We start from the raw sequence: 17,324 nt of genomic DNA, 5'->3' as shown, positions 1-17,324 counted from the left end.
ATGGCTGAAAACCAATTACTTAATGTTAGTGAGTCTACTCCATTAGGAAAAGTTGAAATCGCACCTGATGTGTTGGAGGTAATTGCAGGTATTGCAACTACAGAAGTACCAGGTGTATCCAGCATGAGAGGTAATTTCGCAACAGGAGTAGCAGAACGATTAGGGAAAAAAGCACATGGTAAAGGAATTAAGGTAGAACTAACAGATGATGCTGTGTCGACTGACGTATACATTGTTGTGGATTATGGCCATTCTGTTCCTACTGTCGCTGAAAAAATTCAATTAAATGTAAGACATGCGATCGAAAATATGACTGCTATCCAAATCAAAGAAATTAACGTGCACGTTGTAGGAGTTCACATGGAACAAGTTAATGATGAAAAAGATGAGTAGTATTTTATAATGTGCGTAAGTGAATGAGGGTCCTGCAGTATTATCTGGTAGGGCTTTTATTCATTTATCGTAAACCCCCTGATAAGTTTCACTAACCATCAGTGGAGGGCAAAAACCCCCACTGATGGAAGTCTCACTTTATTAGGAATGATAAATTTTTGTGTTTATCCCAATAGAAAGGGATCTTTTTTTGCAATGTCGATTTAGCACTCAACCTTCCATAATGGAAGTAAACCTGACTAAATTAGATTTTTCACAACTTTACATAAAATGTTTACCTTATCTAGGTGGTATCAATATTTTTTATCGTGGTATTATAAGATTTAATGGCATTCCAAAAGATAACATGGTATCATTTGAAAGTGAAGAATATGACCGTGATAAGGAGAAGAATAAGTACATGAAACGAAGAACTGCACGTGAAAAAGCATTACAAATTTTATTTTCATTGGATACAGAAGAATATGATTTAGCAACTACCGTTGAACATACGTTAGAGGAAAATGAACATGATCCCTTTTTGTTGAATCTTGTAAATGGTGTTGCTACGAATAGACAAGCGATTGATGAGAAAATTAAAGGTCATTTAGAAAAATGGTCTTTGGAAAGAGTGGCCTTAGTGGAGAAAACGCTACTACGTATGGCAGTTTATGAATTATTTTATTCGAAAGACGCACCCGAAAGTGTGATAATCAATGAGGTAATTGAAATTGCTCATATTTTCGGTGATGATAAATCAGGAAAGTTTATCAATGGTGTATTATCAAAAATGATAAAATAAGGGGGAGCTTTTGTGTCTGCAGAAGTTATTTATGGCAGTGAGCTAGCACAATCTTTGAGAGATGAAATGAAGGAAGAAGTAGCTGGCCTTCGTGACAAAGGAATTATACCGGGCTTGACCGTAGTCTTAATAGGTGATGATCCGGCCTCGAAATCATACGTGAAAGGAAAGCAAAAAGCATCTGATTACGTTGGAGTAGACTCAGAATTAATTGAGTTACCGGAATCAACTACACAAGAGGAGCTATTATCTTTAATTGATACATTAAACAAAAAAGATTCGGTCCATGGAATCCTAGTGCAGTTACCTTTACCAGAGCATATTGATGAAGAAGTAATTATTGAAGCTATTTCACCTGAGAAAGACGTAGATGGTTTTCACCCGATAAGCATTGGACGTATGATGACAGGAAAAGATACATTCTATCCATGTACACCTTATGGCATTATTCAAATGATGAAATCCAAAAACATTTCATTAGAAGGAAAACATGCTGTTGTGATTGGGAGAAGTAATATTGTTGGGAAGCCAGTCGGACAATTGCTTTTAAGTGAAAACGCCACAGTAACTTATTGTCATTCGCGTACGAAAAATATGGAACAATACATAGCGTCAGCTGACATCTTGATTGTAGCAGTCGGGAAAGCTCATTTTATTAATGGTGATCACATTAAAGAGGGTGCCATTGTAATTGATGTAGGTGTTAACAGGATTGAAGATGGTTCTCTTACAGGAGATGTTGACTTCGATTCTGCTAGAGAAAAAGCTAGCTATATCACGCCAGTTCCAAAAGGTGTTGGACCGATGACTATTACTATGTTGATGCATAATACGATTAAATCCGCTAAAAAAGTGAATGGATTATCGTAAAAAGGAACTTGTGAAACAGTTTCACTTATTTTAATATGGAAAGAAAAGGTCATTCTTATCATTAGAATGACCTTTTCTTGCAAAAGTATACAGAGGGATGATGATGTGGAAGATAAATATTTGTCAGTGACTGCGCTAACAAAATATATAAAAAAGAAATTTGAAGTGGACAGGCATCTTAATCAAATATGGTTAAGAGGTGAAATATCGAATTTTAAACACCATTCCAGAGGCCATATGTACATGACCATTAAAGATGATTACGCAAGTATTCGTGCTGTCATGTTCCATAGACAGAATCAAAATCTCTCTTTTAGACCAGAGGATGGTATGAAGGTCTTGATTACTGGTTATATCAGTGTTTTTGAGTCACAGGGTCAATATCAGTTGTATATACAGGAATTGCAACCAGATGGAATCGGTGCACTTCATTTAGCTTTTGAACAATTAAAGGAAAAGCTCTCTAAAGAAGGACTTTTCGATCCGATACATAAGAGAGCATTGCCAAAATATCCTCAGCATATTGCGGTATTAACCTCACCAACAGGTGCAGCTATCCGTGATATATTAACAACAATGGAAAGACGCTACCCAATTACTAACATTTTAATTATCCCTGTATTAGTACAAGGGAAACAGGCTGCATCCTCTATCGTAGAAGGTATTAATAAAGCAAATCAAATTGATAAATTGGATCTTATAATTGTAGGACGTGGTGGTGGATCATTAGAAGAATTATGGAGTTTTAATGAAGAAGAAGTGGCCAGAACTATTTTTCAATCTGAACTTCCCGTCATATCTGCTGTAGGTCATGAGACAGATATAACCATTAGTGATATGGTGGCAGACTTACGGGCGCCGACACCTACAGCAGCGGCTGAATTGGCAGTGCCATCTCAAATAGAATTATTAGATAAGCTGAAGAAAATTGATCTATTTATTGAGAATAATATTCAAAATAAAATAGAGCGCTCCCGTGAAAAGTTAGATTCGATTGAGAGTTCCTATGTGTTCAAATATCCTGACCGTTTAGTGGAAGATAAGGAACAAAGGCTAGATCGAGCAGTAGAGCAAGTGACGAAACAGTTACAACATGTAGTTCGAGCTAAAAACGATCACTTTCAATATGTGGTTCAACGATACAATCGTCTCAACCTTGAAAAGCAGATGGAGCAACAAAACCAACAAGTGCAAGACTTATTAATGCGTTTATACCGTGCGAGTAAACAACAATTAGTGCAAAAGAACAATATATTTAGTAAAAACTTAGCACAGCTTGATTTACTAAACCCGACTCGGATTATGAGCAGAGGATATTCAGTTGCATATACAGAGGAAAATGAAATTGTTCGGAGTATCGACCAAGTTACCAAAGACAAGGCATTGACCGTTCAACTTTCCGATGGTCTTGTTGAATGTAGGGTAAAAGAAATTAGAAAGGGAGATAAAATATGAGTGAGTCAAAAAAAGAATTATCATTTGAAGAAGCATTGGAGCAATTAGAATCTATTGTCACTAAAATGGAAGAAGGAGAAGTACCGTTAGAAAAAGCGATGGAGTATTATGCAGAAGGATCAAAATTATCGAAAATTTGTCACGATAAATTAGTAAATGCGGAAAAACAAATGAAAGAAATCCTGCGTGAAGACAATGAGCGTGTCAGTTTTGAAATTCAGGAGGAAAAATAAGTGGATCAATCATTACAATCATTGTTACTGAAAGAACAACAACAATTAAATAGCGCACTGATGTCTTACCTTAAAGGGTTAAATATCCCCGATCGTTTACGTGAATCCGTTTTATATTCCATTGAAGCAGGCGGTAAAAGATTACGTCCACTTTTAATGAAATTAACTTGTACAGGACTTGGAGAAGATCCAGTAAAAGTGTATCCTGCTGCAATTGCATTAGAAATGATCCATACCTATTCTCTGATCCATGATGATCTCCCTGCAATGGACGATGATACGTATCGCAGAGGAATACTAACCAATCATAAAAAGTTTGATGAAGCAACAGCTATTTTAGCGGGCGATGGGTTATTAACTAATAGCTTTCATGTTATTACCACTTCCGATTTATATACTGACAGAGAAAAAGTTAATATTGTAGCCAAGCTATCGAAAGCAAGCGGATTAGAAGGGATGGTTGCTGGACAATTTTTGGATATGGAAGCAGAAAACCAAGACATTTCCATCAAAGACCTGGAAAACATTCATCATTTAAAAACAGGACGCCTTATTTCATTTGCAATAGAAATTGGCGGATTCTTAGCAGGTATATCTCAAGCTAAAATGGAAATTTTAAAGAAATATGGTGATTATTTAGGTATTATATTTCAAATTCAAGATGATATTTTAGACATCGAAGGTGATCAAGCAACAATTGGTAAACGTGTTGGCAGTGATATTGATAATGAGAAAAGCACATACCCAAGCATATTAGGATTAGACGGAGCTAAACAATATAAAGCAAAGTATGTAAAGGAAGCAGCCCAATGTCTGAAGGAAGTTGGTCTGGAAAACACAGATCTGGCTTTAATAAGTAGTTATTTAAGTGAGCGAGATCAGTAATTATTGAGAAAAAATAAAAAACATGTTATATTTGAAGTAAGTTAATGGGATGGTGCAGTATTCTAGTCAATCCTCCGTTTCTGAAGGCGGGCCTAAAAATCCGCCAAAGGGCACATCGATGAAGTTCCTTGTGTTGGCTTGAGGCGCCCAGCCTTGGGTCGATGCTGGGAGTTAAGGTTGAAGGGCGATCCACAAAGGCATGTGGGCGACGACCCTTCTTCCGCGGAGGCCCATATCTGTATTTTATGCTTAGCCAAGAATGAAGTATGGAATGGGGTATGAACCTACGTAATAAGGGTGAGGGAATCCTTATTTGTAGCGTAGCCTGCCTTGAGTGGTACGAAGGGGATTACAGGTAACAAGTGTTCTTAACTGGATGGCCACTAGTTTAGAACATGTTTTTCTGTATGAAATTCGTACTGCAAAAGAGGCTAGGAAACGGTTAAGGGTTGTTGAGGAAATCTCCTAGACTGTTCCAATAGGACATTTAAAAGGGATTATAGTGCGGACTAAGTGGTAATCCAGTCTAGCGTCGGGTGACTGCGCTAAGACAGGCTTAAAGGGGAACCGCCAGAGTGGCAACACTCGGTACCTGTCTGGGAAAACCTACTGGACCTAAGCCGCAGTTTTTACCTTTAAAATGACCATTCCATACCTGTATACATAATGTACCCAATTAACGAGGTTTTAATATGAATAAACAACATTTGCAAAAGTCGATAAAATTTAGTTTAAGCATTGCCGTTATCACGTTTGTGTTAGCGGCTATTTTTTCAGTAGTATCTTCGTCCATATTAAATGGAGTAATGTCGATCATTGGCTTAGTGATCGTATTTATTATTGTATTTATAGGTGTGTTTTTTGACATGCTAGGTATAGCAGCAACTGCAGCAGATGAAGTACCATTTCATGCAATGGCAGCAGAGAAGGTAAGCGGTTCCAAGCAAGCGATACAGATTGTCAGAAATGCTGATCGATTTGCCAGCTTTTGTAATGATGTGATTGGAGATATTTCTGGTATAATAAGTGGAACAGCATCTGCTATCGTTATACTGCAAGTTTCAAATGGGTTTGGCTATGGGGAAGGAACAACATTTCATCTATCCATTAACGTAATTCTTACAAGCCTTGTTGCTGCATTAACAGTAGGAGGTAAGGCACTGGGTAAGTTCTTTGCCATTCATTCATCAACTAATATAATATTTATAGTTGGTAAAATAATTGCATTTTTAGAAGAAAAATTTAAAATAAAAGTATTGTCGAATAAATAAGGCGAATCTTGAATAAAAGTAGGGAGGATTCCTTCATGGATCTAACCAAGATAAAAAATCCAGCATTTCTTAAACAATTAAATGCGGAAGAACTAGAAGTATTAGCTAGTGAAGTCCGTCAGTTCCTAATTGAAAAGTTATCCGTAACAGGAGGTCATTTAGGTGCTAATCTAGGAGTGGTAGAACTAACACTTGCGTTGCATAAGCAATTTAATAGTCCTGAAGATAAATTAATCTTTGATGTCGGACACCAATCCTATATTCACAAAATCTTGACAGGACGTACAGATCAATTTGATACGCTTAGACAGTATAAAGGTCTTTGCGGTTTTCCAAAAATGATCGAAAGTGAGCATGATGTTTGGGAAGCAGGACATAGCTCAACGTCACTTTCAGCGGCTATGGGTATGGCAGTCGCTCGTGACATGAAAAAAGATACCAATTATGTTGTACCAATTATTGGTGATGGGGCTTTAACAGGCGGCATGGCGTTGGAAGCTTTAAATCATATTGGTCATGAAAAGAAAAATATCACGGTTATTCTCAATGATAATGAAATGTCTATTGCAGGCAATGTTGGGGCACTACATAATGCATTGGGAAGAATGAGAAGTGCCGGAAAATACAATCGAGTCAAGGATGAATTAGAAATCCTGTTAAAAAGAATTCCAGCGGTTGGAGGCATGATTGCTCAAACAGCAGAACGAGTGAAGGATAGTATGAAATATTTTATGGTTCCGGGAATGTTGTTTGAGGAATTTGGTTTCACTTATTTCGGACCAGTTGACGGCCATGATTTTAAGGATTTAGAAGAGCATATTGAATATGCAAAAAAAACACAAGGGCCTGTATTGGTTCATGTTATTACGCAAAAAGGAAAAGGATATTACCCTGCAGAATCAGATAAGAAAGATAAATGGCATGGTGTTGGCCCGTATAAAATTGATTCAGGTGAAAAAATCAAGCCAGCTAATGCAGCACCTGCTTGGAGTCAAGTTGTAAGTGATACATTAGAATCTATTGCTGCGAACGAAGAACGCCTTGCAGTGATTACACCTGCCATGATTCTTGGTTCCAAACTGGATAAATTTCAGGAAAAATATCCTGAACGTTTATTTGACGTAGGTATTGCAGAACAACATGCTACAACGTTTTCAGCAGGTTTGGCAACGCAAGGAATGAAACCTTTTCTTGCGATATATTCAACCTTCTTACAAAGAGCGTATGATCAATTAGTACATGATGTCTGTCGCCAAAATCTAAATGTTGCATTTGGTATTGACCGTGCAGGGCTAGTTGGGGCCGATGGTGAAACACATCAAGGGGTTTTTGATATTGCGTTCTTACGTCATTTACCTAATATGGTGATTATGATGCCAAAAGACGAAAATGAATGTCAACACATGGTGAACACGGCTATTTCTTATGATAAAGGTCCAATCGCTGTTCGTTTTCCGAGAGGAAATGGTTTAGGTGTTGAAATGGATCAGCAACTAAAAACTGTGCCTATCGGTAAATGGGAAGTGTTAAAAGAAGGAAAGGATGCCGTTATCCTAACATTTGGTACTACAATTGAAATGTCTCTTGCTGCGAGCGACTATCTGCAAAAGCAAGGCATTCATGTTGAAGTAATCAACGCAAGATTTATTAAACCTTTAGATGAAGAGGTTTTACATGACAGAATGAGTAAAAATATCCCGATATTAACTGTGGAAGAAGCAGTACTTAAAGGTGGATTTGGATCTGGAGTTCTTGAGTTTGCCGAAGAAAATAATTATCATCCACAAGTTAAAAGAATGGGTATTCCTGATCAATATATTGAACATGGTAATGTTAATGAACTTCTGCAAGAAATAAATTTGACAAAGGATCAAATTGTTGTGGAATTAAAAAAATTATTAGCCGTTAGTAATGATGAGCAAAAAAGGGCATGATGAATAATGAGTAAAAAAATACGACTAGATCAATTAATAGTTGATCGAGGCTTAAGTGAATCCAGAGAGAAGGCTAAAAGAACAATCATGGCCGGTCTCGTCTTCTCAAAAGGACAACGAATGGACAAGCCTGGTACAAAAGTAAACGATGATATTCCGATTGATATAAAGGGTAAGGCGATACCATACGTTGGACGTGGCGGATTAAAATTAGAAAAAGCGATTGATTATTTTTCTTTAGATTTAAGTGATAAAGTGATGGTTGATGTCGGTTCTTCTACTGGGGGATTTACTGATTGCGCCCTCCAAAACGGTGTGAAGTTAAGTTATGCGATCGATGTAGGATATAATCAATTAGACTGGAAATTACGAAATGACCCACGTGTTGTAGTAATGGAAAGAACTAACTTTCGATACGTGACACCAGACATGCTAACAAAAGAGACACCAAATTTTGCTACAGTAGATGTTTCTTTTATATCTTTACGATTAATTTTACCATCGCTTTTCCAATTGTTATCATTAGATAGTCAGGCAGTTATCTTAATCAAACCTCAATTTGAAGCTGGGAGAGAGCAAGTGGGCAAAAAGGGGATTGTGAGAAACCCAGCTATACACTTGCAAGTATTACAAGATATATTATCTTTTGCAAAAAAAACAGGTTTTCATATTTTGGATTTAACCTTTTCTCCAATAACTGGAGGCGATGGTAATATTGAATACCTGGGTTTATTGGAAAAATCAGATTTCAATATAGAAGAGGAAATGGATTTTTTAGCTTTGACAGAAGAAGTAGTAACAGAATCCCACCAGGCATTAGATCGCTAAACCAATTGGACTACCGGTTAAGTAGTCCATTTTCATATGAACAAGTAACCGGGAGGAAGAGCAATGAATAAAGCTCAGCGACATATTAAAATTCGTGAAATCATTACGGAGAATGAAATTGAAACACAAGATGATTTAGTGGAAGAGCTTAGGAGCCAAGGATATGGTATTACCCAAGCAACCATTTCACGTGATATTAAGGAATTACATTTGGTTAAGGTCCCTACTACAGATGGTAGGTATAAGTATAGTTTACCGGCTGATCAAAAATTTAATCCATTAAACAAATTAAAAAGATTTATCATGGATGCATTTATCAGTATAGATACAGCCACACATTTCATCGTGATGAAAACTTTACCAGGTAATGCACAGGCAATGGGAGCATTAATTGATAATTTAGGTTGGGAAGAAATTGTAGGTTGTATTTGTGGTGATGATACTATTCTTATTATATGTAAAACAACAGAAGAAGCAGAAGCCCTCAAAGAAAAGTTTCTAAATATGTTATAAAGGTGGTGAGCATATGTTAACCGAATTGTCCATTAAAAATTTTGCTATTATTGATGAGCTGCATATATCATTTCAAAAAGGGTTAACTGTTTTAACTGGTGAAACAGGTGCAGGGAAATCGATTATCATTGATGCAGTTGGTTTATTAATTGGTGGACGAGGATCAGTTGAATATGTTCGACATGGTGAGAAAAAAGCTGAATTAGAAGGCTTATTTATCATAGAAGACACAGCACATCCTGTTTATCAAAAGGCAAAAGAACTAGGAATTGACATAATGGAAGATCATATGCTTGTTTTACATCGGACTATTTCCTATTCAGGAAAGAGTATCTGTAGAATCAACGGCAAATTAACCACTTTAGCAATATTGAAGGAATTTGGGCAAACGGTCTTAGACATACATAGTCAACATGAAACACAGGCATTACTTAATCAGGATAAACATATAGAATTGTTAGATTTCTTTTATCAATCAAATCATTCTCAATTTAAGAGGGATTATCAAAGAATTTATCAACAATGGAAAGAATTAAAAGATAAATATGAAGCTAATAACAAAAATGAACAGGAATTAGCACAGCGAATTGATTTATTGGAATTTCAAATAAATGAAATTCAAAAGGCCGACTTACAACCAAATGAAGATGAAGACCTGACAAATGAACGTAATAAATTACATCATTTTGAAACGATCCATAAAAATCTGAACGATGCCTACAATGCTTTACATGGTGAGCAAAGAGGCTTAGACTGGCTATCACATGCTGCTAATAACCTAGAAGAAGCTGGAGAACATAATAAAGACATTCAAAAAATTCATCAACAATACGTTGATCATTATTATTTAATAGAAGAATTATCATACCAAATTAGACAATACGTTGAAAATATGGATTATGAACATGGCAGACTTGAGCTAATTGAATCAAGGCTACATGAAATTGATCAGTTGAAAAGGAAGTATGGCCAAAGCGTTGAAGAAATCATGACGTATAGTGCTAAAATTGAAGATGAATTAGATGAAATAAAAAATCGTGATCAGCACCTCGCTAATTTATCTGACATGTTACAGGAAGTAGCAAATGACTTGTTAATAGAAGCAAAAGAGTTGCATAACATTAGAAAAAAAGCTGCAAAACACTTGGAGAAGGCTGTCTTGACGGAATTAAAGGATCTTTATTTAGAAAAAACAAATTTCCAAGTAGATGTATCGATACCTAATAAAGAAAGAGGCATATCTTTTGAGGGAAAGAAAGTATTTCCAAATGAAGATGGGATAGACCAAGTGAAATTTTTAATTTCTACCAATCCTGGAGAACCGGTGAAGGAATTGGATCGGATCGCTTCAGGTGGGGAAATGTCAAGAATCATGCTAGCTCTAAAAAATATTTTTTCGAGACATCAGGGAGTTACCAGTGTTATTTTTGATGAAGTAGATACAGGAGTTAGTGGTCGTGTAGCACAATCAATGGCAGATAAAATTCATAATATTTCAATTGGATCACAAGTTCTTTGTATTACACACCTGCCACAGGTAGCCTCGATTGCAGATACACATTTAAAAATTGAAAAGGTAATTCAGGATAATCGAACATATACAACAATACAAGAATTATCATTTGTAGAACGTATTGATGAAATTGGAAAGATGATTACTGGTGCCGAATTAACGGAAACATCGAGAATACACGCTAAAGAATTAATTGAAATGAATCATAAAAAATAATATCCCGTCAAAACATTTCTACAAGTGGAAAAGTTCCCCCGATTTTGTTATGTTTAACGGGTTTAAAAAGCCCTCCTTAAGGTCAAATTAATGATACAGATCAAAAATAGTCTGTATCCACAAGGAGGGCGATGTTGTGAAAAATGATTATATAAGAAAAACTATAGGATTAATACTCCTTGTCATATTATTTGTACTTCCATGGTATTCGCCATTTCAAATATACCTTTCCATCCCAAACCAGATCAAAACCTTTTCTCAATCAGAATCGGTTCAATTACCAACCTTAGGTGATAATGTTTCAGTATCCGCAATGAACGACGAGTCCGTTCACTACGCTACAGATTTAATGAATTATTCACTTGAAGAAAGCGGAAATGATGAAGTCACATATACATTAGGAAAAGTTCCCATAAAGAGAGTAAATGTTGAAGTATACGATGATTTCCGTATTATTCCTGGCGGGCAGTCAATAGGAATCAATCTGCATACAGAGGGAGTACTTGTAGTCGGTCATCATTTAGTAACAACTGATGATGGCACAATATCACCAGGTGAAGAAGCGAATATTCAAGTTGGTGATAGTATTATATCGATTAATGACAAATCCATTTCGAGCATGGAAGAAGTAGCACCAATGGTAAAGAAAGCAGGAAAGAACAATGAACCATTAAATGTGGAAATTAAACGAGGGCAGCAGACGATTGAAACTGATTTAACTCCTCAGTATGATGTTAAGGAAGAAGATTATCGTATTGGTTTGTATATCCGAGATTCAGCTGCAGGAATTGGTACTATGACTTTTTATGATCCGAAATCAGAAAAATATGGTGCATTAGGTCATATTATATCTGACATGGACACAAGAAAACCAGTAGAAATCAATGATGGATCAATTGTTCGTTCCGAAATTACAGATATTAAAAAGGGAGAAAATGGCGTTCCTGGGGAGAAGAAAGCAGATTTTAAATTTAATGATGTTCAATTAGGTAACATAACCAAAAATTCACCATTTGGTATATTTGGTAAACTACAAGAACCACCAAAAGAAGGAAAATGGGCAAAGCCAATGTCAATAGCATTACCTAATGAAGTAAAAGAAGGACCAGCAAAAATATTAACGGTTATTGATGGAGAAAAAGTGGAAGCATTTGATGTTGAGATTGTCAACAGTATTGATCAAACAGCTCCTGCAACAAAAGGGCTTATATTGAAAATCACCGATAAGCGATTATTAGATGCAACTGGCGGGATCGTACAAGGAATGAGTGGTAGTCCTATCATCCAAAATGACAAGGTTGTCGGTGCGGTTACACATGTCTTTGTTAATGATCCAACCAGTGGATATGGTGTGCATATTGAATGGATGTTAAATGAAGCAGGGATTAATATATACAAACAAGAAAATAAGAAAGCAAGCTAATTTTCTAGAGGAATCTAAGCCCGTTTCATCTTATGTTGAAACGGGCTTAGTTTTTTTGTCTAATTATCATGTTCTGATTATTTATATAAAAAGCATTGATATGATGGAATAATTTTGCTATCATAAAATAAAGATTTTTCGACATTTCCAATATTTTTAAGAAAAATAATTTTTTTAGAAAGATAAGAAGGATTTTTCTTCCTTTTGTCGAATTTATTAGGTGGGATCAAATTTGTTAGCATAAGAATTGAAGGAGGAGCTTTTTGTGGAAAAGACAAAGGTTATGTTAGTTGATGACAATCAAGAACTTGTAGATTTAATGGACGAATACTTACTAGATCAGGATGATATTGAAGTAGTAGGTAAAGCATATAATGGGAAGGAATGTCTGAATAATCTGGAAGAATTTAATCCAGATGTTGTTGTGTTAGATATTATTATGCCTCATATAGATGGCTTAGCTGTTCTTTCTAAATTAAAACAAAATGAAAACACAAAGCACATTAACGTTATTATGCTTACTGCATTTGGTCAAGAAGAAGTGACTAAAAAAGCTGTTGGTTTAGGTGCATCCTATTTTATCCTGAAACCATTTGATTTAGAACATCTTGCAGATCAGATTAGGCAGGTTCATGGAATTCAAACTGCAGTACATAATGAGCAGAGATCTGCTAATAGTAGTCAAAACAAAAAGTTCGATTTAGAAGCAAATATTACACACATCATTCACGAAATTGGTGTGCCAGCACACATTAAAGGTTATATGTATTTACGTGAAGCAATTACGATGGTGTACAATGATATTGAATTATTAGGATCGATAACAAAAGTGTTATATCCAGACATTGCAACCAAATTCAATACAACTGCCTCAAGAGTAGAAAGAGCTATTCGTCATGCAATTGAGGTTGCATGGAGTAGAGGTAATATGGACTCTATATCTTCATTATTCGGCTACACGGTCAGTGTCTCAAAAGCAAAACCGACTAATTCTGAATTCATTGCGATGGTTGCTGATCGGTTAAGATTAGAACATCGTGCTAGCTAAAAATTTTCCAACTCATTTGTCACGTATCGTTAGTGGCAAACTTTCACATTAATTTCCAAACAAGTACTAAATATAGAAAAGTATCACCCGTTTCTATTGTCATTAGAGCGGGTGATACTTTATTTTATTAGAATAAATCTACATCGATTAAATACTGGCAGGTTTTGCACAATATTTCTTATTCTTGTGAATGAAAGTGATTCATGAATTCATGGCTTTCTTGATCTAAATAAAGTGAACGGGAAGGGAATGCTACAGAAACATTTGCATCTTCCAATATTTCCATAATTTTAAAATTCACAGCTTCTTTCACTTCTAAATATTCTTCCCAAACGATTGTATTGGTAAAGAAATAAAGCATAATATCTAAGCTACTGTCATTGTACTCAGTGAACCGAACAAATATTGTTTCTGGATGAATATTTTCATTATTTTGTAAGTAGGTTCTAATTTGTTCCGTGACTGTTTTGAGCTGATCTTTTGAAGTGCCGTATTCTACGCCTAGATTAAAGAAAATACGTCTTTTTCCCATTTGACTCCAGTTTGTGATCGGTTCATTTGATAAAGTGGCGTTCGGAATAGTTATGACAGAATCGGCGAATGTACGAATAATAGTGCTACGAAAGTTAATATCTTCAACAATTCCCTCAATACTAGGTGACTGAATCCAATCACCGATTGAAAAAGGCTTTTCTGTAATTATCACAACTCCACCAAATAAGTTCTTGATTACTTCTTGTGCAGCTAATGCAAAGGCTAAACCGCCAAGGCCAAGCCCGGCTACAAAACCACTCACTTCATAACCAAATTCTTGTGCAATAATACTTATACTTATGGCAATGATAATTACTCGTACTGCTTTCGATAAAAACGGTATTAAAATTTGATCCATTTCAAAATTCAGTCTATCATTGATTTTCATAAATAGCAGTGAAGAACTAGAGGATAAATTGTACAATCCCCAAGTAATGGCGATAATAAAACTCACGCTAATTATTTGGCCAAATAATTTATTTTCTTGATCTAAATATGGAAAATAATCTATAGCAATATACACACCAATAATAATGATTAATGCTCGCAACGGTTTTTCAAATGCGGTTAAAACATAATCTAAAAAATCAGTTTTCCCTTTCCTTACCAATTTTAGTAATAGAAAGTAGATATATTTAATAAAGAGTTTTCTTAATATAAATGCAAAAAATATTATCCCGATACTTATGGCAATCTGTACATAATCATCATAAGTAATACTTTCCCAAAATCTCCAATTCAAGTCCAACCCTCCAACCTTTTCAGCCTATAGATACTTTATCACGATCAATTTTGTATTGCCAATTATTTGAGTGCATATATTTCTAGACATGTGAAAAAATATTACAAATAATTAAGGAGTTGAAAATATGAAACAGCTAGTGTTGATAATACTTACATTATTTTTGTTTCTGGTTCCGATACAATCTGTATTTGCAGCAACACATATCGTTCAACCTGGGGAAAGTCTTTGGAAAATATCGGTACAATATCGAATTGGTTTATCCGAAATTATTGAGGCGAATGAGCAAATCGAAAATCCAGATTTAATCTATCCTAATCAGAAGGTGACGATTCCATCTAAAGATCAAATAAAGTCGATTGAGCACCAAGTAATTCAGTATACCAATCAAGAGAGAGAGAAATATGGTTTAGCACCATTAAGACCTGATTGGCAATTGTCACGCGTTGCTCGATATAAATCACAGGATATGAAACAAAATAATTATTTTAGCCATCAAAGCCCCACATATGGATCTCCCTTTAATATGATGAGAGATTTTGGAATTAACTATCGTTCGGCAGCGGAAAATATAGCAAAAGGGCAAGAAACACCATATCAAGTTGTACAAGCTTGGATGAATTCTAGTGGACATAGAGCAAATATATTAAATGGAGATTACACACATATCGGTGTAGGATACGTAAGATCAGGAAATTATTGGACGCAAATGTTTATTAAAAAATAATAAAGAGCAATCACAATAGTGGTCTATGTTTATATGGTGTGATTTAATCCAAAATTTTAAGCTGTCACTAATCTCATTCACGTAAGCGATTGAATTCTCCAATATTTTTAAGTTTAGACACTACTTTTGTTTAACAATTCAGACAAAAGTATGATAATATTTTTATTGGCATAAAAATAATTATTGGAGAGGTTAAAACATGAAAGTAGCTAAATTTGGAGGAAGTTCAGTAGCTAATGCTGAACAATTGCAGAAAGTAGCAAATATTATACAAGATGATCAAGAACGTAAGGTAATAGTCGTATCTGCACCAGGGAAAAGATTTTCTGACGATGTTAAAGTAACGGATCTGCTTATTGAGCTAGGGGAAGCTTACTTTAATAAACAAGATTATGAAGAAAACTTACAAACTGTTTTAGATCGTTTTCAGGAAATTACGAAAGAACTTAAAATATCAGATCAGATTATTCAGGAAATTAAGGATGGGGTAGAAGGAATTCTTGCATCTGAGGATAGTGATGCATTAAAAATGGACGCTTTGAAGGCAACTGGGGAAGATTCACTGGCAAAAGTCCTAAGTGCTTATCTTCAATCATTAGGAATAAAAGCGGCTTATTTAAATCCAGCAGAAGCAGGGATATTGGTAAGTGACAATCCAGGCAGTGCACAAATTCTAGACGAAAGCTATGATCAACTATATAAATTAAGAGAACGTGATGAGATAGTGGTTATCCCAGGTTTCTTCGGATATACAAAAGATGGTAAATTAATCACTTTCTCCCGTGGTGGTTCTGATATTACAGGTTCTATTGTAGCAGCAGGAGTAAAAGCTGATCTCTACGAAAATTTTACAGATGTTGATTCCGTATACTGTGTGAATCCAACTATTGTCGATAATCCAAAAGAAATCACTTCGTTAACTTATAAAGAAATGCGTGAACTTTCATATGCCGGATTTTCTGTTTTTCATGATGAGGCACTTATCCCTGCTTTTAAAGCAGATATTCCAGTCTGCATTAAAAATACGAACAACCCTCATGGAATCGGTACGATTATCGTATCGAAAAAAGAGCCGCAACCGAACCCGGTTGTTGGAATTGCTAGTGATACTGGATTTATCAGTATTTATGTTAGTAAATATTTAATGAACAGAGAGTTAGGTTTTGGTCGGAAATTATTAACCATTTTAGAAGATGAAGATATCTCGTTTGAACATACTCCTTCAGGAATAGATGATATTTCGGTTATTATTCGTGAAACAAGTCTTACTGAAGATAAAGAAAAACGTGTAATTGCACGTATTAAAGAGGAGCTTGATCCTGATACAGTAAGTGTAGATCGCGATTTAGCTTTAATTATGGTTGTTGGTGAAGGTATGGATAGTACAGTAGGCTTAGCTGACAAAGCAACACATGCCTTTACAAAAGCAAATGTCAATATTGAAATGATGAACCAAGGTTCTTCAGAGGTATCAATGATGTTTGGTATAAAGGCAGATAAAGTAAATGAATCTGTCAAAGCATTGTATAATACTTTCTTTGAATAATTATATTAAGAAAGCCGGAAAAGCCCACCCGGTCCTTTTAGCAAACAAAGATTAATTGTTGACACATATGGGGATTGTGATATCAATGGTTATATACTTTCCTGCATGGTAATGAAATAACAGGTATTCCTCATTAGGAATACCTGTTATTTTTTCCACCTTTTATTAGATGTCGTTTCCGATCTCTATGCAGAATAAATCCACCGATAAAATATAATCCTCCTACAAATAGACCTAGTCCCACGATAAATTGAATAATAACATGCATAAATATAGCAGTTAATTCACCGAAAAATGCATCTCTCATTAATTTAATCCCGTACGTCGCTAATGCAGCAGGCAAGACCAATATTAATAACGCAATAATTCTCAACTTATGTCCTCCTAGTACGTTGGAAATAATTAAATTATA

17 protein-coding genes are annotated in these 17,324 nt (G+C 35.4%); 15 read left to right on the top strand and 2 right to left on the bottom strand.

Annotation, left to right across the window (positions count from 1 at the left end):
* From ACTWP4_RS20745 to spo0A, 13 genes are all read left to right on the top strand, one after another.
* Nucleotides 1-393, top strand: a complete 393-nt coding sequence (locus tag ACTWP4_RS20745) for an Asp23/Gls24 family envelope stress response protein (RefSeq protein WP_443130696.1) — start codon at nt 1-3, stop codon at nt 391-393.
* A gap of 400 nt (nt 394-793) precedes the next feature.
* Nucleotides 794-1,174, top strand: coding sequence for a transcription antitermination factor NusB (gene nusB, locus ACTWP4_RS20740; protein WP_443130748.1), 381 nt, complete (start codon nt 794-796; stop codon nt 1,172-1,174).
* Nucleotides 1,175-1,186: 12 nt separating this feature from the next.
* Nucleotides 1,187-2,044 (top strand): bifunctional methylenetetrahydrofolate dehydrogenase/methenyltetrahydrofolate cyclohydrolase FolD, encoded by an 858-nt coding sequence (folD, locus tag ACTWP4_RS20735; protein WP_443130695.1) that lies wholly within the window; start codon nt 1,187-1,189, stop codon nt 2,042-2,044.
* Between the two features lie 105 nt (nt 2,045-2,149).
* Nucleotides 2,150-3,499, top strand: coding sequence for an exodeoxyribonuclease VII large subunit (gene xseA, locus ACTWP4_RS20730; protein ID WP_443130694.1), 1,350 nt, complete (start codon nt 2,150-2,152; stop codon nt 3,497-3,499).
* Entirely contained in the window at nt 3,496-3,732 is a 237-nt protein-coding gene (xseB, locus tag ACTWP4_RS20725; RefSeq protein ID WP_443130693.1) for an exodeoxyribonuclease VII small subunit, read from the top strand. Before xseA ends, xseB begins: the two co-directional genes overlap by 4 nt.
* Complete coding sequence (locus ACTWP4_RS20720) at nt 3,733-4,617, top strand: polyprenyl synthetase family protein (protein ID WP_443130692.1); 885 nt, start codon at nt 3,733-3,735, stop codon at nt 4,615-4,617.
* Nucleotides 4,618-5,309: 692 nt separating this feature from the next.
* A complete protein-coding gene (locus tag ACTWP4_RS20715) occupies nt 5,310-5,888 on the top strand; it encodes a hypothetical protein (protein WP_443130691.1) in 579 nt (192 codons plus the stop codon).
* A gap of 35 nt (nt 5,889-5,923) precedes the next feature.
* Nucleotides 5,924-7,822: a 1-deoxy-D-xylulose-5-phosphate synthase gene (gene dxs, locus ACTWP4_RS20710; RefSeq protein ID WP_443130690.1), complete on the top strand. Its 1,899-nt coding sequence runs from the start codon at nt 5,924-5,926 to the stop codon at nt 7,820-7,822.
* A 6-nt stretch (nt 7,823-7,828) separates the two neighbouring features.
* Entirely contained in the window at nt 7,829-8,650 is an 822-nt protein-coding gene (locus tag ACTWP4_RS20705) for a TlyA family RNA methyltransferase (protein ID WP_443130689.1), read from the top strand.
* Nucleotides 8,651-8,713: 63 nt separating this feature from the next.
* Nucleotides 8,714-9,163 carry a transcriptional regulator AhrC/ArgR gene (ahrC, locus tag ACTWP4_RS20700; protein ID WP_443130688.1) on the top strand — a complete coding sequence of 150 codons (450 nt, stop codon included), beginning with the start codon at nt 8,714-8,716 and terminating at the stop codon, nt 9,161-9,163.
* A gap of 13 nt (nt 9,164-9,176) precedes the next feature.
* Complete coding sequence (recN, locus tag ACTWP4_RS20695; protein WP_443130687.1) at nt 9,177-10,892, top strand: DNA repair protein RecN; 1,716 nt, start codon at nt 9,177-9,179, stop codon at nt 10,890-10,892.
* 136 nt (nt 10,893-11,028) lie between these two features.
* Nucleotides 11,029-12,315, top strand: a complete 1,287-nt coding sequence (gene spoIVB / locus ACTWP4_RS20690) for a SpoIVB peptidase (RefSeq protein WP_443130686.1) — start codon at nt 11,029-11,031, stop codon at nt 12,313-12,315.
* A 265-nt stretch (nt 12,316-12,580) separates the two neighbouring features.
* Nucleotides 12,581-13,363 (top strand): sporulation transcription factor Spo0A, encoded by a 783-nt coding sequence (gene spo0A / locus ACTWP4_RS20685; RefSeq protein WP_443130685.1) that lies wholly within the window; start codon nt 12,581-12,583, stop codon nt 13,361-13,363.
* Nucleotides 13,364-13,541: 178 nt separating this feature from the next.
* Here the strand turns inward: spo0A and ACTWP4_RS20680 are convergent, their stop codons facing one another.
* Nucleotides 13,542-14,639 carry a mechanosensitive ion channel family protein gene (locus ACTWP4_RS20680; protein WP_443130684.1) on the bottom strand — a complete coding sequence of 366 codons (1,098 nt, stop codon included), beginning with the start codon at nt 14,637-14,639 and terminating at the stop codon, nt 13,542-13,544.
* A 127-nt stretch (nt 14,640-14,766) separates the two neighbouring features.
* Here ACTWP4_RS20680 and safA point away from each other — a divergent pair, with 127 nt between their 5' ends.
* Together safA and ACTWP4_RS20670 are read left to right on the top strand one after the other, a co-directional pair.
* A complete protein-coding gene (safA, locus tag ACTWP4_RS20675; protein WP_443130683.1) occupies nt 14,767-15,366 on the top strand; it encodes a SafA/ExsA family spore coat assembly protein in 600 nt (199 codons plus the stop codon).
* Nucleotides 15,367-15,565: 199 nt separating this feature from the next.
* A complete protein-coding gene (locus ACTWP4_RS20670; protein ID WP_443130682.1) occupies nt 15,566-16,912 on the top strand; it encodes an aspartate kinase in 1,347 nt (448 codons plus the stop codon).
* Between the two features lie 133 nt (nt 16,913-17,045).
* Here ACTWP4_RS20670 and ACTWP4_RS20665 read toward each other — a convergent pair whose 3' ends face one another.
* On the bottom strand, nt 17,046-17,285 hold the full coding sequence (locus tag ACTWP4_RS20665; protein WP_443130681.1) for a DUF2627 domain-containing protein: 240 nt from the start codon (nt 17,283-17,285) through the stop codon (nt 17,046-17,048).
* Nucleotides 17,286-17,324: the final 39 nt, after the last annotated feature.

Source organism: Gracilibacillus sp. D59 (genome assembly GCF_052246695.1).
Lineage (GTDB): Bacteria > Bacillota > Bacilli > Bacillales > Amphibacillaceae > Gracilibacillus.
This window is presented reverse-complemented; position numbering and strand designations above follow the sequence as displayed.

Excerpts from the sequence above, each read along its gene's own strand:
- ahrC (WP_443130688.1), top strand. The coding sequence starts at position 8,714 with ATGAATAAAGCTCAGCGACATATTAAAATTCGTGAAATCATTACGGAG.
- nusB (WP_443130748.1), top strand. The coding sequence starts at position 794 with ATGAAACGAAGAACTGCACGTGAAAAAGCATTACAAATTTTATTTTCA.
- xseB (WP_443130693.1), top strand. The coding sequence starts at position 3,496 with ATGAGTGAGTCAAAAAAAGAATTATCATTTGAAGAAGCATTGGAGCAA.
- ACTWP4_RS20745 (WP_443130696.1), top strand. The coding sequence starts at position 1 with ATGGCTGAAAACCAATTACTTAATGTTAGTGAGTCTACTCCATTAGGA.
- ACTWP4_RS20705 (WP_443130689.1), top strand. The coding sequence starts at position 7,829 with ATGAGTAAAAAAATACGACTAGATCAATTAATAGTTGATCGAGGCTTA.
- ACTWP4_RS20670 (WP_443130682.1), top strand. The coding sequence starts at position 15,566 with ATGAAAGTAGCTAAATTTGGAGGAAGTTCAGTAGCTAATGCTGAACAA.
- recN (WP_443130687.1), top strand. The coding sequence starts at position 9,177 with ATGTTAACCGAATTGTCCATTAAAAATTTTGCTATTATTGATGAGCTG.
- safA (WP_443130683.1), top strand. The coding sequence starts at position 14,767 with ATGAAACAGCTAGTGTTGATAATACTTACATTATTTTTGTTTCTGGTT.
- ACTWP4_RS20715 (WP_443130691.1), top strand. The coding sequence starts at position 5,310 with ATGAATAAACAACATTTGCAAAAGTCGATAAAATTTAGTTTAAGCATT.
- dxs (WP_443130690.1), top strand. The coding sequence starts at position 5,924 with ATGGATCTAACCAAGATAAAAAATCCAGCATTTCTTAAACAATTAAAT.